The organism is Haloarcula sp. H-GB5, assembly GCF_054850705.1.
Window position 1 is genome coordinate 1,220,678 of sequence record NZ_JBTWBG010000002.1, and the last position, 21,337, is coordinate 1,242,014.

General features: G+C 64.2%; 26 protein-coding genes and 2 tRNA genes. 23 read left to right on the forward strand and 5 right to left on the reverse strand.

Annotated elements, in window-relative coordinates; all coding sequences use genetic code 11:
* Positions 1–10: 10 nt before the first annotated feature.
* The 13 genes from ACYJ11_RS14255 to ACYJ11_RS14315 all read left to right on the forward strand — a co-directional run bounded on the left by ACYJ11_RS14255 (position 11) and on the right by ACYJ11_RS14315 (position 9,696).
* Entirely contained in the window at positions 11–679 is a 669-nt protein-coding gene (locus tag ACYJ11_RS14255; RefSeq protein WP_170096093.1) for a DsbA family protein, read from the forward strand.
* Positions 676–1,218, forward strand: a complete 543-nt coding sequence (locus tag ACYJ11_RS14260) for a tRNA (cytidine(56)-2'-O)-methyltransferase (protein WP_461648243.1) — start codon at positions 676–678, stop codon at positions 1,216–1,218. The genes ACYJ11_RS14255 and ACYJ11_RS14260 overlap by 4 nt, the downstream gene beginning before the upstream one ends.
* 55 nt (positions 1,219–1,273) lie before the next feature.
* The gene (locus tag ACYJ11_RS14265; RefSeq protein WP_461648244.1) at positions 1,274–2,626 is read left to right on the forward strand and encodes a sulfatase; all 1,353 of its coding nucleotides are present in this window, start codon (positions 1,274–1,276) and stop codon (positions 2,624–2,626) included.
* Complete coding sequence (locus tag ACYJ11_RS14270; protein WP_461648245.1) at positions 2,623–3,180, forward strand: dihydrofolate reductase; 558 nt, start codon at positions 2,623–2,625, stop codon at positions 3,178–3,180. Before ACYJ11_RS14265 ends, ACYJ11_RS14270 begins: the two co-directional genes overlap by 4 nt.
* Positions 3,181–3,251: 71 nt before the next feature.
* Complete coding sequence (locus tag ACYJ11_RS14275; protein ID WP_005534422.1) at positions 3,252–3,530, forward strand: hypothetical protein; 279 nt, start codon at positions 3,252–3,254, stop codon at positions 3,528–3,530.
* A gap of 195 nt (positions 3,531–3,725) precedes the next feature.
* Entirely contained in the window at positions 3,726–4,256 is a 531-nt protein-coding gene (gene tfe, locus ACYJ11_RS14280; protein ID WP_064288044.1) for a transcription factor E, read from the forward strand.
* Positions 4,256–4,927, forward strand: a complete 672-nt coding sequence (locus tag ACYJ11_RS14285; protein ID WP_188977111.1) for a DUF2110 family protein — start codon at positions 4,256–4,258, stop codon at positions 4,925–4,927. Before tfe ends, ACYJ11_RS14285 begins: the two co-directional genes overlap by 1 nt.
* A gap of 9 nt (positions 4,928–4,936) precedes the next feature.
* The gene (locus ACYJ11_RS14290) at positions 4,937–5,719 is read left to right on the forward strand and encodes a DUF5803 family protein (protein ID WP_461648246.1); all 783 of its coding nucleotides are present in this window, start codon (positions 4,937–4,939) and stop codon (positions 5,717–5,719) included.
* 85 nt (positions 5,720–5,804) lie between these two features.
* The gene (locus tag ACYJ11_RS14295; RefSeq protein ID WP_461648247.1) at positions 5,805–6,644 is read left to right on the forward strand and encodes an NOP5/NOP56 family protein; all 840 of its coding nucleotides are present in this window, start codon (positions 5,805–5,807) and stop codon (positions 6,642–6,644) included.
* Positions 6,641–7,273 (forward strand): fibrillarin-like rRNA/tRNA 2'-O-methyltransferase, encoded by a 633-nt coding sequence (locus ACYJ11_RS14300; protein WP_461648248.1) that lies wholly within the window; start codon positions 6,641–6,643, stop codon positions 7,271–7,273. The genes ACYJ11_RS14295 and ACYJ11_RS14300 overlap by 4 nt, the downstream gene beginning before the upstream one ends.
* Positions 7,274–7,381: 108 nt before the next feature.
* The gene (locus ACYJ11_RS14305; RefSeq protein WP_461648249.1) at positions 7,382–8,461 is read left to right on the forward strand and encodes a glutamate--cysteine ligase; all 1,080 of its coding nucleotides are present in this window, start codon (positions 7,382–7,384) and stop codon (positions 8,459–8,461) included.
* Positions 8,462–8,573: 112 nt separating this feature from the next.
* Positions 8,574–9,137: a helix-turn-helix domain-containing protein gene (locus ACYJ11_RS14310; protein ID WP_461648250.1), complete on the forward strand. Its 564-nt coding sequence runs from the start codon at positions 8,574–8,576 to the stop codon at positions 9,135–9,137.
* Positions 9,138–9,207: 70 nt separating this feature from the next.
* Entirely contained in the window at positions 9,208–9,696 is a 489-nt protein-coding gene (locus ACYJ11_RS14315; RefSeq protein WP_461648251.1) for a phosphopantetheine adenylyltransferase, read from the forward strand.
* Here ACYJ11_RS14315 and ACYJ11_RS14320 read toward each other — a convergent pair whose 3' ends face one another.
* Positions 9,697–10,005, reverse strand: coding sequence for a cyclin family protein (locus tag ACYJ11_RS14320; RefSeq protein WP_004961393.1), 309 nt, complete (start codon positions 10,003–10,005; stop codon positions 9,697–9,699).
* Between the two features lie 86 nt (positions 10,006–10,091).
* Here ACYJ11_RS14320 and ACYJ11_RS14325 point away from each other — a divergent pair.
* Both ACYJ11_RS14325 and ACYJ11_RS14330 read left to right on the forward strand, forming a co-directional pair.
* Positions 10,092–10,176 (forward strand) — tRNA-Leu (locus tag ACYJ11_RS14325).
* Between the two features lie 285 nt (positions 10,177–10,461).
* Complete coding sequence (locus ACYJ11_RS14330) at positions 10,462–10,689, forward strand: DUF7511 domain-containing protein (protein ID WP_229727239.1); 228 nt, start codon at positions 10,462–10,464, stop codon at positions 10,687–10,689.
* Positions 10,690–10,825: 136 nt separating this feature from the next.
* Here ACYJ11_RS14330 and ACYJ11_RS14335 read toward each other — a convergent pair.
* Positions 10,826–10,910, reverse strand: a tRNA-Leu gene (locus ACYJ11_RS14335).
* Positions 10,911–11,041: 131 nt separating this feature from the next.
* Between ACYJ11_RS14335 and ACYJ11_RS14340 the strand changes: the two genes are divergently transcribed.
* Genes ACYJ11_RS14340 through ACYJ11_RS14350 form a run of 3 tightly spaced genes read left to right on the forward strand, consistent with a single transcriptional unit; the run spans position 11,042 to position 13,302 of the window.
* Positions 11,042–11,545, forward strand: a complete 504-nt coding sequence (locus ACYJ11_RS14340) for a helix-turn-helix domain-containing protein (protein WP_005534404.1) — start codon at positions 11,042–11,044, stop codon at positions 11,543–11,545.
* Between the two features lie 38 nt (positions 11,546–11,583).
* Positions 11,584–12,711 (forward strand): acyl-CoA dehydrogenase family protein, encoded by a 1,128-nt coding sequence (locus ACYJ11_RS14345; protein ID WP_188977124.1) that lies wholly within the window; start codon positions 11,584–11,586, stop codon positions 12,709–12,711.
* 48 nt (positions 12,712–12,759) lie between these two features.
* Complete coding sequence (locus ACYJ11_RS14350; RefSeq protein ID WP_461648252.1) at positions 12,760–13,302, forward strand: HAD family hydrolase; 543 nt, start codon at positions 12,760–12,762, stop codon at positions 13,300–13,302.
* Here the strand turns inward: ACYJ11_RS14350 and ACYJ11_RS14355 are convergent.
* Complete coding sequence (locus ACYJ11_RS14355) at positions 13,281–13,508, reverse strand: DUF5822 domain-containing protein (protein ID WP_005534398.1); 228 nt, start codon at positions 13,506–13,508, stop codon at positions 13,281–13,283. The two genes, ACYJ11_RS14350 and ACYJ11_RS14355, sit on opposite strands and share 22 nt — an antisense overlap.
* A gap of 97 nt (positions 13,509–13,605) precedes the next feature.
* Between ACYJ11_RS14355 and panB the strand changes: the two genes are divergently transcribed.
* Positions 13,606–14,415, forward strand: a complete 810-nt coding sequence (panB, locus tag ACYJ11_RS14360; RefSeq protein ID WP_461648253.1) for a 3-methyl-2-oxobutanoate hydroxymethyltransferase — start codon at positions 13,606–13,608, stop codon at positions 14,413–14,415.
* A gap of 22 nt (positions 14,416–14,437) precedes the next feature.
* On the opposite strand, the gene coxB is transcribed toward panB, so the two are convergent.
* Entirely contained in the window at positions 14,438–15,160 is a 723-nt protein-coding gene (gene coxB / locus ACYJ11_RS14365; protein ID WP_461648254.1) for a cytochrome c oxidase subunit II, read from the reverse strand.
* A 177-nt stretch (positions 15,161–15,337) separates the two neighbouring features.
* Between coxB and ACYJ11_RS14370 the strand changes: the two genes are divergently transcribed.
* Positions 15,338–17,620 carry a DUF6789 family protein gene (locus ACYJ11_RS14370; protein WP_461648255.1) on the forward strand — a complete coding sequence of 761 codons (2,283 nt, stop codon included), beginning with the start codon at positions 15,338–15,340 and terminating at the stop codon, positions 17,618–17,620.
* Between the two features lie 3 nt (positions 17,621–17,623).
* Positions 17,624–18,148: a hypothetical protein gene (locus tag ACYJ11_RS14375; RefSeq protein ID WP_461648256.1), complete on the forward strand. Its 525-nt coding sequence runs from the start codon at positions 17,624–17,626 to the stop codon at positions 18,146–18,148.
* A 22-nt stretch (positions 18,149–18,170) separates the two neighbouring features.
* On the opposite strand, the gene ACYJ11_RS14380 is transcribed toward ACYJ11_RS14375, so the two are convergent.
* On the reverse strand, positions 18,171–18,986 hold the full coding sequence (locus ACYJ11_RS14380; RefSeq protein ID WP_461648257.1) for a cytochrome c oxidase subunit 3: 816 nt from the start codon (positions 18,984–18,986) through the stop codon (positions 18,171–18,173).
* 105 nt (positions 18,987–19,091) lie between these two features.
* Here ACYJ11_RS14380 and bioB point away from each other — a divergent pair, with 105 nt between their 5' ends.
* A complete protein-coding gene (gene bioB, locus ACYJ11_RS14385) occupies positions 19,092–20,207 on the forward strand; it encodes a biotin synthase BioB (protein ID WP_461648258.1) in 1,116 nt (371 codons plus the stop codon).
* On the forward strand, positions 20,195–21,316 hold the full coding sequence (locus tag ACYJ11_RS14390) for a transcriptional regulator (protein ID WP_461648446.1): 1,122 nt from the start codon (positions 20,195–20,197) through the stop codon (positions 21,314–21,316). The genes bioB and ACYJ11_RS14390 overlap by 13 nt, the downstream gene beginning before the upstream one ends.
* Positions 21,317–21,337 lie beyond the last annotated feature (21 nt).

Below are 21,337 nucleotides of genomic sequence, written 5' to 3' on the forward strand. Positions count from 1 at the left end.
AGAGTCGGCTATGACTCGATTCACACGCCGTAGCGTTCTCTCGGCGACGACTGTAGCGCTCGGCGCGCTAGCCGGATGTGCCGGCGGCGGTTCTGAGTCGACCGAAACGGAGACTGCTGGAACGGAGACGGCAACGCCCCTCCCGGGCCAGCCCCTCTCGACGCCGGTCGCCGGCGACCCCGAGGCTGATGTGACCGTGGCGGTGTACGAAGACTACGCCTGTCCGCACTGCGCGACCTACTCGGAATCCGTCTACCCGAAGGTTCGGGAAGACTACCTCACTGATGGAACCATCCGCTACGAGTTCCACGACTTCCCGGTTCCGGTCGACAAGAACGCCTCGTGGCAGGCCGCAAGCGCCGCGCGCGCCGTGCAGGACAACGTTGGCGACGAGGCCTTCTTCACCTACTCCGAGCGCCTGTTCGCGAATCAGAATCAGTTGGGACCGGACACCTACGCCGACCTGACGGAGGGCATAGACATCGACGGCGAGACGGTTCGAGCGGCCGCGACGGGGGAACTGTACCGCCCGACGATCTCGGGTGACCGCGAGGCCGGTATCGACCGCGGCGTCCAAGGAACACCAGCCGTGTTCGTCAACGACGAGCAGGTCGAGTGGAGCGAAATCGCCTACGAACCGGTGCGGTCAGCTATCGAAGCGGCACGGAGCGACGGATGAAGGACTCACAGCAGGTGACGGTGCTCCGACTGGGCCACCGGCCCGGCCGGGACGAGCGGATGACGACCCACGTCGGGCTGACCGCACGCGCGCTCGGGGCCGATAAGGTCGTGCTGGCCAACGCTGCCCGCAACCAGGCCGACACCATCATCGACATCACCGACCGGTTCGGTGGCCCGTTCGACGTGGCCTCGACAGAGGAGCCAAAGGGGCTCATCCGTGATTTCGAGGGCCGCGTCGTCCACCTGACGATGTACGGCGAGCCGGTCCAAGAGGTTGAGGCTGACGTTCGCGAGGCCCACGCCGAAGCGCCGCTGCTGGTCGTCGTTGGCGCGGAGAAAGTCCCCTTCGAAGTGTACGAACACGCCGACTGGAACGTCGGCGTCACCAACCAGCCACACTCCGAGGTCGCTTCACTGGCCGTCTTCCTCGACCGCCTATTCGAGGGCCGGGAACTGGACCGCGAGTGGGAGAACCCCGATAGAGTCGTCGTGCCGCAGGAGACCGGCAAGCGAGTCGTCGACCCCGACGAGGAGTGATACCCACGCAGTTGTGCCGCGGGCCTTTTATCGCTCGACGCTAACTGTGGCTCAGATGTCGCGTCACAACGTGTTGCTCGTCGTCGCTGACAGTCTCCGCGCCCGGAGCACCTCCGTGCTGGGCTATCGCCGGGAGACGACGCCCTTCCTCGACGCCTTCGCCGAGGAGGCGACGGTGTACACGCAGGCTCGCAGTCCGAGCAACTGGACCGTCCCCAGCCACGTCAGCATGTTCACGGGCCACGAGGCCCACGAACACGGCGTCGACCATACCGCTAGACTCGACGCCGGTCACACAATCTTCGAGGAGCTGGCTGCAGCGGGCTACGACACTGGCTTGTTCTCCGACAATCCGTTTCTGACCGACCACGAATCGGGGCTCGACGACGTGTTCCAGACGGCCGTCGGATCGCCCGAGCAGTATGACTCGGCCTACGAGACGAACGGTTCGCTTGGCGACTGGCCCAACGGCTTCTGGTACGCCGACCGAACGCTGGAGTGGGTCGACGACCGGGAGAGCGAGTGGGCCGCCTGCATCAACTTGATGGACACCCACCGCCCGTACGAACCGCTCGCCGAGTACGACGAGTGGAGCGACGAGCGCTCCCGCGACATGCAGGAGTCGATGGGGTTCAAGTGGCACTGGGAGTTCCTCTCGGGGAACCTCTCGCTTGGCTTCGCCAGCATTCTCGAACAGATATACGACGGTGCCGTCCGGCAGGCCGACGCAATCTTCGAGACCCTGATCCGCGGACTGGACGAACGGGGCGTCCTCGACGACACGCTGGTCGTCTTCGTCGGCGACCACGGCGAAGGCTTCGGCGAGCCGACGGCGATTCCCGAGGAACCACCGGCCGTCAGCCACCGCATCGGCACCCACGATACGATGTACCACGCCCCGCTCGTCGTCCGGGCTCCCGGCCAGCGGGAGGGACACCGCGTCACTGACCTGGCGACACTCAGTCGGTTCCCGGACGCCGTCCGCGCGATGGCGCTCGGCGACGGCAATGCAGACGGGCCGGCGTTTGCGTCGCCGAACGGGACCGTCGTCGCGTCCCAGGCACCCATCGGCCCGGCGATGCGCGAGGAGGCAGAACGGGTCTGTGGTGACGCCGCCCCGTTTGCGAAGCACGCCCGCTTAGTTTATCACGACCGGCCCGGCGACGAGGTCCGGAAGCGGGCGGCGTGGGGAGACAGTGCCCACGAATCCGTCATCAAAGGCTGTGGTGGCACGGCCGAGGACAGCGATATCGATGCCACCGTCGTCCGGAACCACTTCGACAGCGAACGGTACGCCGACGTGGACATCGCGACGCCACTCGACGGCTACACCGAGTTCGAGGACGCGTCCGAGACGCAGTTTGCCGGGGACCTCGACGACCGACTGGAGGCGCTGGGATACAAATGACGACGATACCCGACACCGAACTGGTCCTCGTGGTCGCTGCAGACGAGAACAACGTCATCGGTCTCGATGGCGGCGTCCCCTGGCACTATCCCGAGGACGTGCGCCAGTACAAGGACCGGATCGCCGGCCACCCTATCATCCTCGGCCGGCGGACGTTCGATTCGATGAAGCCCATCCCGGACTGCTACACCGTCGTCCTGACGACCGACGACAGCCGAAGTGCCAATTCGGAGACGGTCGAGTACGCCACGACGCCACAGATCGCCGTCGAGGCAGCCGCCCGCGCCGGTGCGACCGAGGGGTTCGCTGGCGACAGCGCAGAAGCAGCCAACTCGCCGCCCATCACATATGTGATCGGCGGCGAGGCGGTGTACGACCTCTTCCTCCCGTTCACCAGCCGGATTTTCCTCAGCCGTATCTACGAGCGCAACGAGGGTGACCGGTATTTCCCGGATCTGGGTTCGGAGTGGACAGAACTGTCCCGGGAGGCCCACGACGGGTTCGATGTCATCGAGTACGAACAGGTATCGCCGCGACCGCTCGCCGACCTCTGACTGTTCGCCAGTGAAGACGGGCGTCTGGAACTGTCCGTGTCCTGAAAACCACAGCTGTTAAAGTAATTCAAATGACTACTATCTTGCAGCAACTCGTGATGCTAGACAAAATCAAAAAATCAGTCTCGGATGTACTCTCGGGTGGGAAGGGGCAGTCAGACAACGGACCAGAGGCCGGTGCAGTGACGGATAACCGTGTTCGGACTGGCTCCGCCGGCAATGACGGCGCGGACACGGCCGACGAACCTGCATCGAATCTCTACGAGTGTCCGTCCTGTGACTCCGTCTTCGTCGCTATCGACAAAGAGACCTGCTCCTCCTGTCGGACGCCAGTCGAAAAAATCGAATAGTGGGGTGTGTGGGGTTCTAGCGACGGACTACGCTGACGGTAGGACGCAAAAAGGGACTGCTGTCCGCCGTTGTTGCTGTTCGCCTGCAGGCACAACGAGTCTGTCCGAACAGCAGCGTGGTCCCGGCCTCTGTGTCAGCGTTCGAGAGAGGACGACCCGATGGTTTTAACCACGTGACTCCCGGATGTGCGGGTAATGGCTTTTGAGGAACTCTTGGAGGACCCCGTCATACAGAAGTACCTCCACGAGCTGGTCGGACCGAAAGGGATGCCGGTCGCCGCCGCGCCGCCGGACGGCGAAGTGACCGACGAGGAACTGGCCGAGGAGCTCGGGCTCGAACTGAACGACGTACGCAGAGCGCTGTTTATTCTCTACGAGAACGACCTCGCGACCTATCGTCGGCTCCGCGACGAGGACTCCGGGTGGCTCACGTACCTCTGGACGTTCCAGTACGAGAAGATCCCGGAACAACTGCAAGAGGAGATGCACCGCTTGCTCGACGGGCTTGAAGAGCGCCGCGAATACGAGCGGGAAAACGAGTTCTACCTCTGTGAGCACTGTGGCATCCGCTTCGAGTTCGGTGAAGCGATGGAATTCGGCTTCGAGTGCCCCGAATGTGGCAATCAGGTCGAGACGATGGAGAACACCCGCCTCGTCACTGCAATGGAGAACCGTATCGACGAACTCAGAGACGAGCTGAACGCCGACGTGGACGTGGAAGCCTGATGGTCGTTCTCGGTACAAAGGTGTACGTCGCCGGCGACGCCCGGGACCGTACGCTGGACGGACTTCGCTCGATGGTCGGCAACGAACTCAGCGACCTCGACGTAGAGTACGACATCGGCCTCCGCGACGACGAATTCCCGTCGGTGACTGTCGATGGCCCTGACGAAACTGTCGCCCGGAACCTCCTCCGTGAGGAATTCGGCGAGCTGGTCGCCGACCACGAGGACGGTGAAACCTACGTCGGGACCCTCGACAGCTGGGACGAGGACGGCTTCGTCCTCGATGTCGGCTTCGGCCAGACGGTCCGAATCCCGGCCGATCAGCTCGGTCTCGGGCAGGGGACGCCAACCCAGATCCGGAAGCGGTTCGGGCTGGTCCAGCACCTGCCGCTTCGCTTTGTGGCCGGTGACCCTGCAAGCCTTGCAGAGGTCGAGCAGGACCGCCTGTACGAGTGGACCCGTGGCAACGGCCGCATCAACGCAAACAGCGTCACGCGCTCCGAAGCGCGCGCGACAGTCAACCGTGCCGGCCACGCTCAGGACATCGTCACTGTCGAACGCATCGGCCTGTTAGAACAGAGTATCATCTGCAACCCGGACACCGACCCGCCGGGGCTGCTCGCCGATATCGGGCAGTACATGCCGTCAGAGCTGCTGGCAATCGTGCCCTGATTTCGAGCTATGAAACGCCGCCACCTGCTGCTGGTCGCCGTTCTCGCATTGGTCGCCCTCTCGGGCTGTACCGGTTTCTTCGGCTCCGAAGAGGTTGACCCGGACCGACTGAACGAGAACGCGAGCTACGACTGGAACACCTCCGCTGACGGGACCATCGTCATCGAGGAGTCGAAATACACCGCCGTCTACGCCGTCGAAAACGAGACGACGTTCGACGTGTACACTGTCGATGGCCTCGGGCGCGAGCGGAGCGTCCCTATCAGTGCGCTCCGGTTCAGATACCCCAACGGAACGGTCGTCAGCGCCGCTAACTCCTCGCTGAGCGCTACAGAGAGCCGCCAGCGAACTACTATCAATCTCTCCGGGAACGTCTCCGGAAAGGTGGGGTACTCAGTTGGGCGGACCGGCAAACGCTTCGCCTCTCCGACGCTCGTCGAGGACAGCTCGTACACGGTCGTGCTCCCGCCCAACACCGGGGCCGGGATTCCGTTCCTCTCGCGGATTAGCCCGGGTGGCTACGAGTCCGAGACTGTCGGCGGCCAGCAGGTCATCCGCTGGGACGAGGTGACCTCCGACCAGATCATCGTCCGGTACTACCTCGACCGTGACTTGTGGCTGTTCGGCGGCCTGTCGGCCATCGCCATCGTCATCGGCGTCGTGGGAACGCTGTACTACTACCGGCAGCTACAGGCAGTGATTCGCCGACGCAAGGAGGCCGGTATCGACCTTGAAGAGGAGGACGGCGACGACGACCCACGGGACCGCGGACCGCCGCCGGGGATGCGCTGAGGGCTGGTCCAGGCACAGTAAGTACCGACAGGGCGGCGAGGCGCTAACCGCGTCACTTTTTCGGGTCGGGCGTGCACACACGGCTATGAGCAACGGGTGGTTCGCCGGGCTGGACCCGGACGACGATGCGGCCGCTGTCGAACAGATAGAGGCCGGGCGAGCCGACACGCCGGAGGACTGGCCACAGCAGGCCGTCGAGGCAGGGTTCGCCGACGACGAAGCGGCCTACTACGACCGGCTACACGAGGTGACGATGGCGGCCACCAGCGCGGCGGTCGCAAAACAGGAGGGTGCCGACGATCAGCAGCTCGTCCACGCGGTCCGGGCGATGGCCGACTGCGAGCGGACGGCGAATGAACTCGCCGAACGGGTCGCCGAATGGGGCGGGAGCCGGTACGGTGACAGCGGGAGCGGCGTCGAGTACGCCCGCGCGCTGGCCGACCGGGACGACGAGGACGAGGGCGACACGGCCCTCCGGACGCTTGCCGAACAGACGGCCGGGTTGGCTGACGAGGCGGACTCGCTCCGGGCGTACATCGAGCGGACCGCGCCCGCCGTCGCGCCGAACCTCTCGATGCTGGCCGGACCGGTACTTGCGGCCCGGCTTATTTCACTGGCTGGCGGCCTCGAAGCGCTGGCGAAGAAACCGAGCGGAACGGTGCAGGTCCTTGGGGCGGAAGACGCGCTCTTTGCCCACCTCAAGGGGAATGCGCCGTCACCAAAACACGGCGTCATCTTCACCCACGAGTACGTGCGCGGGACCCGGCGGGAGGACCGCGGCTCGGCTGCACGGGCACTTGCCGGGAAGCTCTCGATTGCCGCCCGAATCGACCACTACAGCGGCGACCGTCGGCCGGACCTGCAGGCGGAACTCGATGAACGAATCGAGCGGATTCAGGCCCGAGCCGAGGAGGGCGACGAATGACGCTCCCGGCAGGCGTCGAGCGCCACGACTTCGGCGGCGAGACGAGCCTCGCCACGCAGGGCCAGCCGGTGTACGGCGAGCGGACCGACGGCGACTGGCGACGGTGGGACCCCCACCGCTCGAAGCTCGGCGCGATGCTCGAACAGGGTATGGAAACAGGTCTGGAGGGTGACGAGACCGTGCTGTACCTCGGCGCGGCGGCCGGGACGACCGTGAGCCACGTAGCGGATTTCGCCGGGCCGACCTACGCCGTCGAGTTCGCGCCCCGTCCGGTGCGGGAACTGCTGGACGCCGCGGAGAGCCGACAGAATCTCTTTCCGCTGCTGAAGGACGCACGCAAGCCCGAGAGTTACGCCCACGTCGTCGAACCGGTCGACGTCGTCGTGCAGGACGTGGCGACCAGAGGGCAGGCCCGCGTGGCGGCGCTCAACAAACAGTTCCTGACTGACGACGGGCGGCTCCTCGCGGCCATCAAGGCCCGGAGCGAGGACGTGACAGCCGACCCTGCGGACGTGTTCGACAACGTACGTGAGGAACTTAGCGCCGAGTACGAACTGCTTGAGACGGCGCGACTGGACCCGTATCACGAGGACCATCTCGGTATTGTTGCCCGGCCGCGAGAGGACTAGTTGGGATTGTTACCGCCCTGCCAGAATCGCCCGGGAAGGAACCTAATTGTGCAGCCCGAGCGGGCAGGGACGGAAGGCTTTAGCGGATCGATTCCGATGTGCTGATTAATGGACGCGACGGGTTCTGCCGAGCATTTTACCCGGATGGGAACGCTCGGCATCGAAGAGGAGTTCTACGTCGTCGACGAGTTCGGTCGCCCGACGTCTGGCACAGACGAACTCGTCTACGAGACGGAGCCGCCAGCGGTCCTCGACGGACGGCTCGACCACGAACTGTTCAAGTGCGTTATCGAGACGCAGACGCCGCGCATCGACGACCCGGCGGACGCCGGTGAGAACCTCCGGTCGGTCCGAGATGCGCTGGTCGACCACGCCGAAGCGAACGGGTTCGGTATCGCCGCCGCGGGCCTGCACCCGCTGGCGAAGTGGCGCGAACTCGAACACGCCGAGAAGCCCCGCTACAAGTCACAGCTGGACCGCATCCAGTACCCACAGCATCGCAACACGACCGCGGGTCTGCACGTCCACGTCGGCGTGGACGACGCGGACAAGGCCGTCTGGGTGGCGAACGAACTCCGCTGGCATCTCCCGTTGATGCTCGCGCTGTCGGCCAACTCCCCGTACTGGAACGGCTTCGACACCGGGCTGCAGTCCGCCCGCGGGAAGATCTTCGAGGCCCTGCCTAACACCGGGATGCCGACGGCGTTCGACGATTACGACGCCTTCGAGACCTACGAACGACGGATGCTCGAAACGGGGAGTATCGACGACCGCGGCGAACTTTGGTTCGACGTGCGGCCCCACTCCGGCCACGGTACCGTCGAAGTACGTGCGCCGGACGGACAGGCCGACCCGGACCGGGTGCTGGCCTTCGTTGAATACGTCCACGAACTCGTCGTCGACCTCGCTGAACGCTACGAGGACGGGGAGTCCGGACGGCGGCTCCGCCGGGAATTCCTCGACGAGAACAAGTGGCGCGCGATCCGCCACGGCCAGTCCGCGGACCTGCTGTCGCGTGACCTCTCGACGACGCGCTCGGTCGAGGAACTGGTCGAAATCGAGAGCGACCGGCTGGGTATCGACGGACTGTGGGAGCTGTACGACCGCGAAAGCGGCGCCGAGCGACAGCGCCGGCTTCGGTCGGAGGAGGGCGTCATGGCGCTCGCTGACTCGCTGCGCCTGTCCTGATCTGGGCTGTCGTCTGTGGTCGGACTTGGCTGTGTGATACTCCGTAGCGACAGGAGAGTCTGGGCCAAGGGTTTTTATCCAGCTATAGCTTTTGTCCTCACAGAGACAACGCATGTCTGCAGACGACAACGACCACGACGACCCCGAGGACACAGGCGATGTCCGTGAACGAATCGAACAGGAGGCAGACCGTGCGGTCGAGCAGTTCGACGAAGGGATCGTCGACCTGCTGGCGTGGGCGCTCGACACGGAGACCCGGGCACGGATCTACGTCCACCTGCGGCAACAGCCCGAGAGCACCAGTGAGGAGATAGCCGAGGGGACCGGCCTGTATCCGAGCACGGTCCGCGAGGCTCTGGCGGCGCTCACCGAGGAAGAGGTCGTGACCCGCCAGAAGCGTGAGAGCGACGGTGCGGGCAACAACCCCTACGAGTACAGCGCGATTCCGCCGAGCGACCTCGTCAACACCATCGTCGGTGACATCCAGTCGGAACTAAACACGGTGTTCAACCTCGACGACCACATCGGCGGCGAAACAACGCTGGAACCTGACGACGAGCCAGTGACGATTTCGGTCGAGGATGCGAACGACGGCACGGACGACGCCGACGCCAGCGAGGACACTGGCGACGACGGAGACGAGTCCGAGGGCGAAAACGACGACACTGACGTGTAGTCCAACCCGGCTCCAGCAGGCTGTTTCGCAAGTCGATATTACTAAACCTACCCGCGCCGTTGCCCGGGATATGAATGTCGCGCTGGGGGGAACGTTCGACCCGATTCACGACGGACACCGCGCACTGTTCGAACGCGCATTCGAACTCGGGGACGTGACAGTTGGCCTCACCAGCGACGACCTCGCGCCGAAGACGCGCCACGACCAGCGCCACGTTCGCCCGTTCAGCGAACGGCAATCCGCACTCGCCGACGAACTCGCGACGCTCGCAGCCGATCAGGAGCGCGAATGGGAGGTCCGAGAACTCACCGAGCCGACCGGTATCGCCACGGAGCCGCAGTTCGACACGCTCGTCGTCTCGCCAGAGACGGAGACCGGTGGCCGCCGCATCAACGAAATCCGCGAGGAGCGGGGCCACGACCCGCTCGAAATCGAAGTCGTCCCGCACGTCCGCGCCGAGGACGGCGACATCATCTCTTCGACCCGGATCGTCGAGGGCGAAATCGACGAACACGGGAACCTCACCCCGAACCGCACCGGCCGTCAGAACATTTCGTAGCTACCAGCCCGGCGCTTCTAACCCAGCCGTCTCTAGCAAGTCCTTCCAGCGCTGCTGAATCGTCAACCGGGAGACGTCCGTCGCCTCTGCGACGGCCGACTGGGACCGCTCCTCACCGGCGACCAGCGCACCGACGTACACACTGGCCGCCATTGTCGCCTGCTTCGACCGGTCTTCCTCTGGAACTGTCGAGAGGAACAGATCGACCGCGTGGGACCGCGCCGCTGTCCCGAGGTCGAGCCTGTCCGACGCCGCTTCGATATCGGACAGCCACTCGTCGTGCTCAATGCGGTCACTGGCGCGGTACATACAGATCCGTTGTTCCCCATCCCACCTAAACCTTCGTCGCCCGCAAGCGAAGGGTTCTTGATGCCAACGCGGATATCGACTGGTGCGCGCGGGTTGCCGAGCCAGGCCAAAGGCGTAGCGCTTAGGACGCTATCCCGTAGGGGTCCGCCGGTTCGAATCCGGTCCCGCGCACTTCTCGGCTCGAATAACTCATGAGAGCCGTGAGTGCGGAATGAGGATTCGAAGCACGGAACGAGCGAACAAAGTGAGCGATGTTCAGGCGGTTCGAATCCGGTCCCGCGCAGTCTTGCTGCGAGCAACACGCGAGCAGCAGACTCGCCAGCGGATTCCGAACCCTGGAAGACGAGTGAAATGAGTCTTCCTTCGATTCGAATCCGGTCCCGCGCAGTCTTGTTACAAAGGCGGGCGACAGACTTCGGCCTGATTCCCACACCGCAAGAATCGCGACTGCCGCTTATGTGGAGTGTCCGCGTTCTTCCAAATGAGGGATTGACGATGTCGGTGTATGACCCACTCCGTGACTCGTCTGCTCGCCCCGCAGGATCGGCTCGGTTCGAGTATGCGGTCGACGATGCGGACAATCCGACGGAGCTCACCGTCTTCAGCGATCAGGACGACGAGCTCCCGACCCACTGGATTTCGGTCGACATCGAGCACGCCGTCGCGCTCGACGAGATGCGGTGAGCGAGGGGTGGGCTCGCTCAGGTCGCGTCTGTCGATTTCTTGAACAGGGACTGGACAGCGAACGCTCTGGAAGCGTTGTGTCCGAAGTAAGTTTGCGTGGGTGCAGTCCCAAGGGAATGCACCTGCACTCTGAGAGTGCGTGGGACCGGATTCGAACCGGCGGACCCCTACGGGACAGCGCCCTCAACGCTGCGCCGTTGGCCTGGCTTGGCTACCCACGCGCGCTCTGTCTGAGTGCATTCAACTGTTTCCGGTGGGTAAATAAAAGCGCTTTCGTTTGGACCCGCCCCGGGAGGGTGTGACACTCGGTCGAACCGGACGTTTGAAATATCACGAAACCGCTACGGGGGGCATGGCCAAATACTCGACCGGCAGTGGTGGCGACAGCGCCGGCGGGAGCTGTGAGCTCTGCGGTAGCGACGGCGGCGACCTCCAGACCGCGAACGTCGCTGGTGCGACCCTCCAAGTGTGTGACAGTTGTGCGCGTGACCACGGGGAAAACGAGCGAACGACAGGGAGTGACAGCTCGCGCGACGAACAGAACCGGAAACGCAAAGCCGCACAGAACGCGGCGAAGCTGCAGGACGCACAGCGAGCCGATACGTCCCACTGGGAGGACGGCGCGGATTACGACGACGACCAGCTCCCGTATCTGGTCAGCAAGTACGGCGAGCGCGTGACGGAGGCGCGTCAGGATGAGGGACTGCAGACGAGTGAACTGGCTGAGGAACTCGATCTTGACGAAGCGGATATCCTCGCTGTCGAGCAGGGGCGCGCGACGCAGGCGAACGTCGGCGGGTCGACGATCAAGGCGCTGGAACAGTACCTCGACATCGACCTGGTCGAGTCCAACTGACCCCCTGATATTTTTCCGACTCCGGTGTAACGGCCGGTATGGACCTCTCCGCTGAGCAGCAAGCCATCCGCGACACCGTACGAGAGTTCGCCGTCGAGGACATCCGTCCGAAAGCCGCCGATGCCGACCGCGAGCAGTCTTTTCCCGAGGAGTGCTGGGACGGGCTCGCGGATATCGACATCACCGGGCTAACGACGCCGGCCGAATACGGCGGTTTCGACGCCGACAAACCGACGTACGCGCTGGTCAACGAGGAACTCGCGTACGGGTCGCTCGCGGTCGCGACGGCGCTGTCTGTCCACTGCCTCGCGACCTCGTGTATCGCACAGTTCGGTTCCGAGGCAGTGCAGGACGACTGGCTCCCCGACATGGCCGACGGCCGCCCGGTCGGTGCGTTCGCGCTCTCGGAGCCACAGGCCGGGTCGAACCCGCGGGAGATGTCGACCACCGCTCGGCGGGATGGTGACGAGTACGTCATCGACGGCGAGAAGCAGTGGATAACCAACGGCAAACGGTCGGGCGTCGTCATCGTCTTCGCGAAGGCCGACCCCGACGACCCGGATTCGATAACGCAGTTCCTGGTGCCCAAAGACGCTGAGGGGCTCACCGTCGGCGAGAAAGAGGACAAACTCGGGCTCCGCGCGAGCGACACGACGCCGCTCCAGTTCGACGGCGTCCGTGTGCCCGAACGTTACCAACTGACCGAGGAAGGCAAAGGGATGGCCGCAGCTCTATCGATTCTGACTACCGGGCGGGTCGCAATCGCTGCTCAGGCGGTCGGCCTCGCTCAGTCCGCTCTCGACGAGGCCCTCGACTACGCCAAGGAACGCGAGCAGTTCGACCAGCCGATCAGTGAGTTCCAGACGATTCAGCACAAACTCGCGGACATGGCGACGAACGTGCAGGCGGCGCGGCTGTTGACGTGGAACGCCGCACAGCAACTGGAGCGCGGTGAGCGGGCGAGAGCGGCGGCGAGCATGGCGAAGTACTTCGCGAGCGAGACGGCGGTCGACGTGGCTAACGAGGCGATTCAGATCCATGGCGGCTACGGCTACACGACTGACTACCCTGTCGAGCGCTTCTACCGCGATGCGAAGGTGACGACCATCTACGAGGGAACCAGCGAAATCCAGCAGAACATCATCGCACAGGACTTGCTGGAGTGAGGCCGAGGGGGCGAAGCGGTTTTGCGGGCGTCGGCCCTACCACTGGGTGTGACACACGACGCCGTCATCTACGACCTCGACGGGACACTCGTCAGACTGGCCGTCGATTGGGAGATGGTGACCAGCGACGTCGCGACAGTCCTGCGGGAACGAGACGTCGAGCCCGAGAGCCGCGACCTCTGGGAGATGCTGACGCTGTCTTCGGAGACCGGCCACCGAGATGCTGTCGAAGCGGCGATCACCGACCACGAGCGGACCGGTGCGTACGAATCGGAGCGACTGGCGCTCGCAGACGGCCTCCCACACAGCGTCCCCGTCGGCGTGTGCTCGCTCAACGCTGAGGAGGCGTGTCGGGCGGCGCTGGCTGTTCATGGTCTCGACAGTTACGTCGGTCCGGTTGTCGGCCGTGACACTGTCGAGTCGCCGAAACCAGACCCGAAGGGACTACTGGCGATTGCCGAAGAAATCGGGGTCGATCCCGAAGCAGCGGTGTTCGTCGGTGATTCGAAAAGCGACGCGACGGCCGCACAGCGGGCCGGGATGGCCTTCGAGTGGGCGAGCGAGTTCGATCAGGCCCGGTACCGCGCGTAGAGGTAGACGCAGACGGCCGTCAGGAACCAGATGAGCGCCCCGACGCGGACCGCGAACATCGCCCGCGCGGTCCACGTCTGGAGCGTGACCGCAGTCGACGCAAGGACGACGAGCGGGGAGCCGACGAGAATCGTCGTCACGAACGTGACCTGCATCACCCACCCGAAGTCAACGCCGTCCGGGTCCGTCTTTTCGACTGTTGGCACGTCCGATGGTACAGTTAGGTGGGGCAAGCACCTTGCGGTTTCCTGAGCGAATCGCACAACCCGAACAGGTAAGGCGCAGGCGCGCCCCCGCTCGGATATGCCAACTGTCCGGGATCTGCAGGCGATGGCTGGTGAGGAGCCGATCACGATGATGACAGCCTACGATGCCGTCACCGCGAGCATCGTTGACGACACTGGCGTCGACGTCATTCTCGTCGGCGACAGTATGGGGAACGCCGTCCTCGGCCATGACGACACGCTCCCGGTCACGCTCGATGAGATGGCGTCCCGGGTCGGTGCGGTCGCACGCGGCGCAGACGACGCGCTTGTCGTCGCCGATATGCCGTTTCTCTCCTTCGGCGCGGACAAGAGCGAGAGCATCCAGAACTGCGGACGAATGCTGAAAGAGGAGGGCGCAAACGCGGTCAAGCTCGAATCCGGGCCGCACACGGTCGAGCTGACTGACCGGCTGACGGACCTCGGCATCCCGACGATGGCCCACCTCGGGCTCACGCCACAGAGCGTGAACCAGACCGGCTACACCAGACAGGCGACCGGCCGGGAGGAGGCCGAGGAGATCGTCGACCTCGCGCGAGAACACGAGGACGCCGGCGCGTTCGCGCTGGTACTCGAACACATCCCGGCGAACCTCGCCGCTCAGGTCACCGAGGCCGTCGATATCCCGACAATCGGTATCGGGGCCGGCGGCGACTGTGACGGCCAAGTGCTCGTGTTTACCGACGTGGTCGGCCTCTCCGAGTCCAGCCCACCGTTCGCCGAGCAGTTCGGTGACGTTCGCGGTGAGGTAGCCGACGCTGTCGATGAGTACATTGACGCCGTCGAGTCCGGTGAGTTCCCGGGCGAGTCACACAGCCACACCGAGGAGGAACTCGACGACCTGTACTGAGCCGTCACATCGGTATGCCGACCTACCCAGCTGCAGTCGTCTGGTTTTCCATCCAGGCGTCGTAGGCGGACTGGTTCTTGACGACGACGGTGGCGTCCATCTTGCTATGCCCAGCCCCGCACATCTCGGCGCAGTACAGCCGGTACTCGCCGGGTTCTGTCGCGTGCGTTCGGGCCGTCATCGTCCGGCCGGGGAAGATGTCCTGTTTGACGCCCAGTTGCGGAATGTAGATAGCGTGAATCACGTCCGTCGTCCGCAGCCTGAACGTGACGTTCTGGTCGGCTGGAAGCACGAGCCGTTCCTCAGTCGTGACGTTCGCATCGGCATATGAAAACTCCCACCCCCACTGGTAGGCGAGGACGTCTATCTCCGTATCCTCCGCGAAGACGTCGCCTCCGTCGGCGGCTGCCTCGGCTGCTGCGGGTGTGATGTAGGGGTTGGCCATCACCACGAACGCCGATACGCCGACGAAGACGAGTATTGCACCTGTCGCAGCCGTCCAGGTCACTTCCAGCGCTGGGTCGTCAACCGTCGGCTTCGGGTCGTCGTTGTTCCGGAACCGGTAGATCACGTACACGAGGGTGAGTTCCACGAACAACGTCAGTGGTAGGGCGACGTACAGGAGTTGCGCGTTGAGTTCGTCGATAGCTGCCCTGTTGACCGACTGCGCTGTGGCCGGAGCAGCAAGTAGCGAGAGTCCGACCACGACAAAGCTCGCCCGAATCACGCGCCGTCGGAGACGCATTGTCACACTGTACCAACCGGTATGTCAAATAGCTTGCCCAAGGCCGATACAGGCGAGCGGTGACAGCTAGCGGGTCCGAGCCTCCTGCGTAGTTTTATGAGCGTGGGCGTGTCAGGAATTGGTAACGTGTAGCATGACAAAACGAGCAATCGTTCCGGGCCGGCACGTTACACACAGATGCTAAACAGGGCTATCGTCGAAGGGACCGCGCTGACTGTACTGGCGCTGTCAGTGCTTTGCCTGTGGCTCCGGGAGCGGCGGACGGCGCGACCGGAGAGCGACGGTGGGTACACGACCCGAGAGGAGATCGAATTCGAAATCGGTCGAATCCAGTCCGAAGTGTACCGCTGGCTGACGACGACGGACCACCGGGATATCGGCCTGCTCTACATCGCTTTCGGCACCGCCGCCGGCCTGTGGGGCGGCACCGACGCGATGATGCTGCGGACGGAACTGCTGACGCCGCCGGCAGACATCTGGACGCCGGAGACGTACAACGCGCTGTTTACCACGCACGGTCTGACGATGTTGATATTCTTTGTCCTGCCCGTCTTTTTCGGCATCGGGAACTACGTCCTGCCGCTGCTCATCGGGGCCGACGACATGGCCTTCCCGCGGGTCAACGCCATCGGGTTCTGGCTCCTGCCCCCAGCGCTGATTATGGTCCGGATGGGACTGCTGATTCAGGTGCTCGGCCAGGTGCTGAATCTGGTGCTCCCGGCGGACGCTATCCGGTTTTTCCTCACGATGCGGGAGGTGAGCGTCGGCTGGACGCTGTATGCGCCACTGTCTGTGCAACAGCCCAATCCACAGATAGACCTGCTGTTGCTCGGGTTACACCTGAGCGGCATCGCCACGACGGTCGGGGCCATCAACTTCATCACCACAATCGTCTACGAGCGCGGCGAGGGTGTCAGCTGGGCGAACCTCGACATCTTCTCGTGGAACATGCTCGTCACGAGCGGGATTGCGCTGTTCGCCTTTCCACTGCTTGGAAGCGCGCTCGTGATGCTCCTGCTAGATCGGAACCTCGGAACGGCCTTTTTCGCCACGGAGGGCGGCGGTGCCATCCTCTGGCAACACCTGTTCTGGTTCTGGGGCCACCCGGAAGTGTACATCCTCTTTCTTCCAGCGACAGGGCTGATGAGCCTTATTCTACCGAAGTTCGTCGGGCGCAAACTCTTCGGCTATCAGTTCATCGTCTACTCGACGCTAGGGCTGGGCGTCCTCTCTTTCGGCGTCTGGGCGCATCATATGTTCACGACGAGCGCGGACCCGCGAGTGAAGCTGTCGTTCATGGCCGTCTCCATCGCCATCGCCGTCCCGAGTGCGATCAAGGTGTTCAACTGGATCACGACGATGTGGGAGGGAGACATCCGCCTGACCGCGCCGTTCATTCTCTGTGCCGGCGGCATCGGGACGTTCATCATCGGCGGCGTCACCGGTGTGTTCCTCGCTGTCATCCCCGTCGATATCCTCTATCACGGGACGTACTACGTCGTGGGTCACTTCCACCTCATCGTCGTCGGCATCATCCCGTTCCTGATGATCGCCGCGAGCTACTACTGGTACCCGCTCATCACTGGCCGGTGGTACGACACGCGGATGGCGAGGTTTCAGGCGCTGCTGATCGTCTTTGGCTCGTTCGTGACGTTCATGACGTTGCTGGTCATCGGTGGGCTGGGGCTCCCGCGCCGGCAAGCGATCTACCCGCCCGAGTACCAGTTCGCCCAGCAGATCGCGACCGTTGGCGGCTACGTCATCGGCTTGAGTGCCCTGCTGTGGCTGTACAACATGCTCGTCTCGTACTGGCGAGGGACGCCCGTGACGACGACCGACCCGTGGGGCCTGAAAACGACGAACCAGTTCACACGCGAGTGGCAGTGGTTCGAACAGCGTATGATGGACAAATACGACATGGAGCCGACTGAGCCCGAGACGACGCGGCGTTCCTACGCCCCTGAAGCCGAACCAACTGGGCTGGCCGGCGGCGTCGGCACCGTCGCCCAGACCGTCTCTCGGAACGCCTGGATGGCCGCAGTCGGCGGGTTCGTCGGAACAGTCCTGATGAGCGGCGGACTCCTCACGGCGATACTCATCGGCGTCCTCGACCCGATTTCATTCGGTGAGATCGCCGAACTGGTCGGGCTGCCCGCGAGTCCGGCCATCGGCGCGGTCCTGTTCCTCGTCGGTGGGACCGTCACCTGGCCACTCCTGTTCTTGGCCTTCTCCGACTACCTCCCCGGCCGCCTCCTGTTCGAGACTGGGCTGGTGTTCGCGACACTGATATCCAGCGGGTTCGCCATCGCGTTCTACACCGGCCAGAGCGGGCTCGCGTTCGTCGGCTATCTCACCTTCGTGCTCGTCTCCCACTGGGCGTACGGCATCGGGCTGACCGTGACCTTCCAGTACCTCAAATCGGACGAGACGCTTCGCCGCCGCAGCGAAGGAGGAAGCTAACGGATGAGTTCCGGTGCTGACTCGTTCGTCTTCCAGTATCTCGCGCCCTTCGTCGGCGTCCTGCTCATCGCGGTCGGTATCGCCGGAGCGGTGCCGGGCGGCTACGCACTCGTCGAGCCGGATCTGGAGAACTGTGGCAACCCGACTATCGGCGTGGAAGAGCCGGAACGGACGGCCGAGCGGTTCAGCGGAGGCGGACCGGGACCGCGGCTCCCACAGTTGGCCTTCGAGGAACTCTCCTCGGCCGAACAAACGGCCTTTCTGACGGCTGTAGACGACCCGCTCGGTGAGGAGCAGGTCGTCGGCAGCGTGCCCAACGCCGATGCCTTCCGCCGCGGGGCAGTTGTTACCTACGAAGGTGAAGAATACTACGTGACCATCGTCGCGGAGAACACCTGCTTCGCGGCCGCGCCGCTCCAGTTCCCGCTCGGGGTGTTCGCAATCGCGCTCGGGTTCCTCGGGGTTCTGGCCCCGCCACTGTACCGGCGGCTGGTGCGGCTGGACCAGCGGGCCGGCCGGTCGGAGTAGCGGTCTCGTGGTCGGTGGTTGCTCAGAGCGCAGCACCGACGTACAGCACGACGACAAGGAACACCCACACGAGGTCGACGAAGTGCCAGTACAGCGACGTGGTCCGGATAGCTGTGTCTCGCTCGGGCGTGTAATGGCCCCGGAGCGCGCGACCGAACGCGATAGCGAGCAGCAGGACGCCGAGCGCGACGTGCAGGCCGTGGAGGCCGGTCAAGCCGTAGAACGCGCTCCCGAACGCGCCCGAACCGATACCAAAGCCCTCCACGGCAACGAACTCGTAGTACTCGTACACCTGTCCGGCGAGGAAGACGATGCCAAGCGCGAGCGTCACACCGAGCAGACCGAGGAATCGCCGCCGGTTCCCGCCTTCGAGCGCCTCGTGCCCGTAGTGGAGCGTCACGCTGCTTGCGAGCAGCAGCGCCGTGTTGATGATCACCAGCGAGCCGAGCAACGGCGGGAGGTGAGTCGGCGGCCACGACCCGGCCCGGATGAAGGCATAGTAGACGAAACCGGCGGAAAACGTCGCCACGTCGGACACGAGGAACAGAATCATCGTCGTGGCGTACAGGTCGGAATCGCCATCCCTGCGGTTCCGTAGGTAATCGGCGATGAACGCCTCGTTAGCCCACCCAGCGAGTCCGGTCAGCAGGCCAATCGCACCAGCACCGCCGAGGACAATCGGGACCACAGACGGAACCAGATCTAGTCCGACAAAGACCAGTCCAACGCCCAAGTACAGCGACGCAGCACCGATTGCAGCTATCAGGGGCCACCGGCTTCGGTGTTCGTGGCCGTCTTCGGCGACGTGTTCGGTTCCCGTCTCCGTCGAACCAGCCATGTGAACGCGTAGCACCGGGGCTGGTAAAACGGTACCCCCGTGAGTGGCGCTTCAGTTGTGCGATCCACCCGAATCTTTATCAGACCGTCAACCGACACCGAGAGTGTGGTTTACGAGACGGGTAACCAAACGGTAGACGACGCCGTCGCACGCGTGCTGGACGGCGAGCGCCTCGACCGACGGGACGGGCTGGCTCTCATCGCACAGCCGGTCGACGATCTGGCGGCCGGGGCCGACTACGTGCGCACGCAACTGGGTGACGACACCGTCGACGCGTGTTCGATCGTAAACGCCAAAGCCGGGAACTGCGCGGAGGACTGTGGCTTCTGTGCCCAGTCGGTCCACTTCGACACCGGCATCGACAACTACGGCTTTCTCGGCCCGGAGAAGATACTCGAAGCCGCAAAGCGCGCCGAACGCGACGGCGCACAGCGGTTCGGTATTGTCGTCGCCGAGAAAGGCGTCTCGAAGGAGAACCGCCCCGAGGAGTGGGAGGAGGTCCTCGAAGCCATCCGCCTCGTCCGCGACGAGACGGACGTGGAGGTTGACGCCAGTCTCGGCATCCTCACCGAGGAGGAGGCCGCGATTCTGGCTGACGAGGGGCTCAATCATTACAATCACAACATCGAGACCTCACCGCGGTACTTCCCAGAGGTCGTCCAGACCCACACCTTCGAGAAGCGGGTCGAGACGCTCCAGGTCGCCAAAGAGGCCGGCATGGACCTCTGTGCCGGCGTCATCTTGGGGATGGGCGAATCGCCGACCGACAGGGTCGACGCGGCGATGGCCCTGCAGGACATCGGCATCTCCTCGCTTCCGGTGAACATCCTGAATCCGGTCGCTGGCACCCCCATGGCTGAACAGGGGCTGCCTGATATCACGACCGAGGAGGTCGTCAAGACCATCGCGGTGTACCGCCTGCTCCATCCCGAGTCCCGCGTACGCCTGACTGGCGGGCGCGAGGTCAACCTTGACACCGACGGACAGGTGGCCGCACTGGAGGCCGGCGCGGACGGCATCCTCACCGGTGATTATCTCACTACCGAGGGACAGACGGCGGCCGACGACCTCGAAATCATGGAAGAGGCCGGGCTCGAACCGAACACCGACGCAAACGAGTTCGACCCCGAGGCGGTCAAAGAACGCGCGACCGACGAGACAGAGACGGAGACGGCGGCAGGGACAGCACAGACCAAATCAGAGCTCAAATCCGACGACTGACAATGGACGACATACGCTTTGCAGTGCTTGGAACAGGTGGTATCGGACGGCGGACGCTCGAAGTTTCACAGCACAAGGACGGCCTCACCGCGGTCGCAGCCTGTGACCGCAACGGTGTGGCTATCGACCACAGTGGCCTCGACGTAGACGAACTGCTGGAGGCGACGGAAGGCAACATCGCAAGTGGGCCTGAGGACGCGTCCGGGACGACGCCCGCGACACCCACTGACGACTACGCCTCTGACGGCGGTGCGGCCGCAGTCGAGGGTGGAGGCGACGGCGTCAAACAGCACGGCGAGCAAGCCGGCATCGTCGCCAGTGGGCAGGGTGAGCCGACGGACACGCCCATCGACGACATTATCGCCGAGAGCGACGCCATCGACGCCGTCCTGCTGGCGCTGCCGAACCTCGAACACGACTTCATCCCGCGCGTGGCCGAGCGTTTCGCCGAGGCTGACTACGAGGGCGTCATGATTGACGTACTCAAACGCTCCCGTGTCATCGGGATGCTCGACGACCGTGAGGACCTGCTGAAAGAGTCGGGTATCACGTTCGTTTGCGGTGCTGGCGCGACCCCCGGCTTCCTGACCGGTGCGGCGGCGCTGGCCGCCCAGTCCTTCGTCGAGGTCGAGGAAGTCGAGATCTGGTGGGGCGTCGGCCTCAAATCCGGCTACGAGGACAACCGCGGGACGGTCCGGGAGGACATCGCTCATCTCGACGGCTACGACATCGAGACGGCCCGGGAGATGAGCGAAGCGGAGATCGAGGCCCTCATCGACGAACACGACGGTGTGCTGGAGTTCCACGACATGGAGCACGCTGACGACGTGCTCTTGGAGCGTGCAGGAATCTGCGATGCCGAGGACGTCCACGTCGGCGGCGTCCTCGACGTGCGCTCGGACGAGAAACCGACGACGACGACGGTCAGCGTGACGGGCACGACGTTCGACGGCGAGACCGGCACAAACACCTTCGAACTGGACGACGCGACGAGCATGGAAGCCAACGTCAACGGGCCGGCGCTGGGCTATCTGAAAGCCGGCGTCCGGAACAACCGCGCCGGACACTACGGCGTGTTCGGCCCCGCCGATCTGATGCCTGGCTTCTGAGATCGCCTGATTTTGCTTTGC

Bases quoted from the DNA above. Each gene is read 5' to 3' on its own strand.
- ACYJ11_RS14255 (WP_170096093.1), top strand. From the start codon at position 11: ATGACTCGATTCACACGCCGTAGCGTTCTCTCGGCGACGACTGTAGCG.
- ACYJ11_RS14260 (WP_461648243.1), top strand. From the start codon at position 676: ATGAAGGACTCACAGCAGGTGACGGTGCTCCGACTGGGCCACCGGCCC.
- ACYJ11_RS14265 (WP_461648244.1), top strand. From the start codon at position 1,274: ATGTCGCGTCACAACGTGTTGCTCGTCGTCGCTGACAGTCTCCGCGCC.
- ACYJ11_RS14270 (WP_461648245.1), top strand. From the start codon at position 2,623: ATGACGACGATACCCGACACCGAACTGGTCCTCGTGGTCGCTGCAGAC.
- ACYJ11_RS14275 (WP_005534422.1), top strand. From the start codon at position 3,252: ATGACTACTATCTTGCAGCAACTCGTGATGCTAGACAAAATCAAAAAA.
- tfe (WP_064288044.1), top strand. From the start codon at position 3,726: ATGGCTTTTGAGGAACTCTTGGAGGACCCCGTCATACAGAAGTACCTC.
- ACYJ11_RS14285 (WP_188977111.1), top strand. From the start codon at position 4,256: ATGGTCGTTCTCGGTACAAAGGTGTACGTCGCCGGCGACGCCCGGGAC.
- ACYJ11_RS14290 (WP_461648246.1), top strand. From the start codon at position 4,937: ATGAAACGCCGCCACCTGCTGCTGGTCGCCGTTCTCGCATTGGTCGCC.
- ACYJ11_RS14295 (WP_461648247.1), top strand. From the start codon at position 5,805: ATGAGCAACGGGTGGTTCGCCGGGCTGGACCCGGACGACGATGCGGCC.
- ACYJ11_RS14300 (WP_461648248.1), top strand. From the start codon at position 6,641: ATGACGCTCCCGGCAGGCGTCGAGCGCCACGACTTCGGCGGCGAGACG.
- ACYJ11_RS14305 (WP_461648249.1), top strand. From the start codon at position 7,382: ATGGACGCGACGGGTTCTGCCGAGCATTTTACCCGGATGGGAACGCTC.
- ACYJ11_RS14310 (WP_461648250.1), top strand. From the start codon at position 8,574: ATGTCTGCAGACGACAACGACCACGACGACCCCGAGGACACAGGCGAT.
- ACYJ11_RS14315 (WP_461648251.1), top strand. From the start codon at position 9,208: ATGAATGTCGCGCTGGGGGGAACGTTCGACCCGATTCACGACGGACAC.
- ACYJ11_RS14320 (WP_004961393.1), bottom strand. From the start codon at position 10,005: ATGTACCGCGCCAGTGACCGCATTGAGCACGACGAGTGGCTGTCCGAT.
- ACYJ11_RS14330 (WP_229727239.1), top strand. From the start codon at position 10,462: ATGTGGAGTGTCCGCGTTCTTCCAAATGAGGGATTGACGATGTCGGTG.
- ACYJ11_RS14340 (WP_005534404.1), top strand. From the start codon at position 11,042: ATGGCCAAATACTCGACCGGCAGTGGTGGCGACAGCGCCGGCGGGAGC.
- ACYJ11_RS14345 (WP_188977124.1), top strand. From the start codon at position 11,584: ATGGACCTCTCCGCTGAGCAGCAAGCCATCCGCGACACCGTACGAGAG.
- panB (WP_461648253.1), top strand. From the start codon at position 13,606: ATGCCAACTGTCCGGGATCTGCAGGCGATGGCTGGTGAGGAGCCGATC.
- coxB (WP_461648254.1), bottom strand. From the start codon at position 15,160: ATGCGTCTCCGACGGCGCGTGATTCGGGCGAGCTTTGTCGTGGTCGGA.
- ACYJ11_RS14370 (WP_461648255.1), top strand. From the start codon at position 15,338: ATGCTAAACAGGGCTATCGTCGAAGGGACCGCGCTGACTGTACTGGCG.
- ACYJ11_RS14375 (WP_461648256.1), top strand. From the start codon at position 17,624: ATGAGTTCCGGTGCTGACTCGTTCGTCTTCCAGTATCTCGCGCCCTTC.
- ACYJ11_RS14380 (WP_461648257.1), bottom strand. From the start codon at position 18,986: ATGGCTGGTTCGACGGAGACGGGAACCGAACACGTCGCCGAAGACGGC.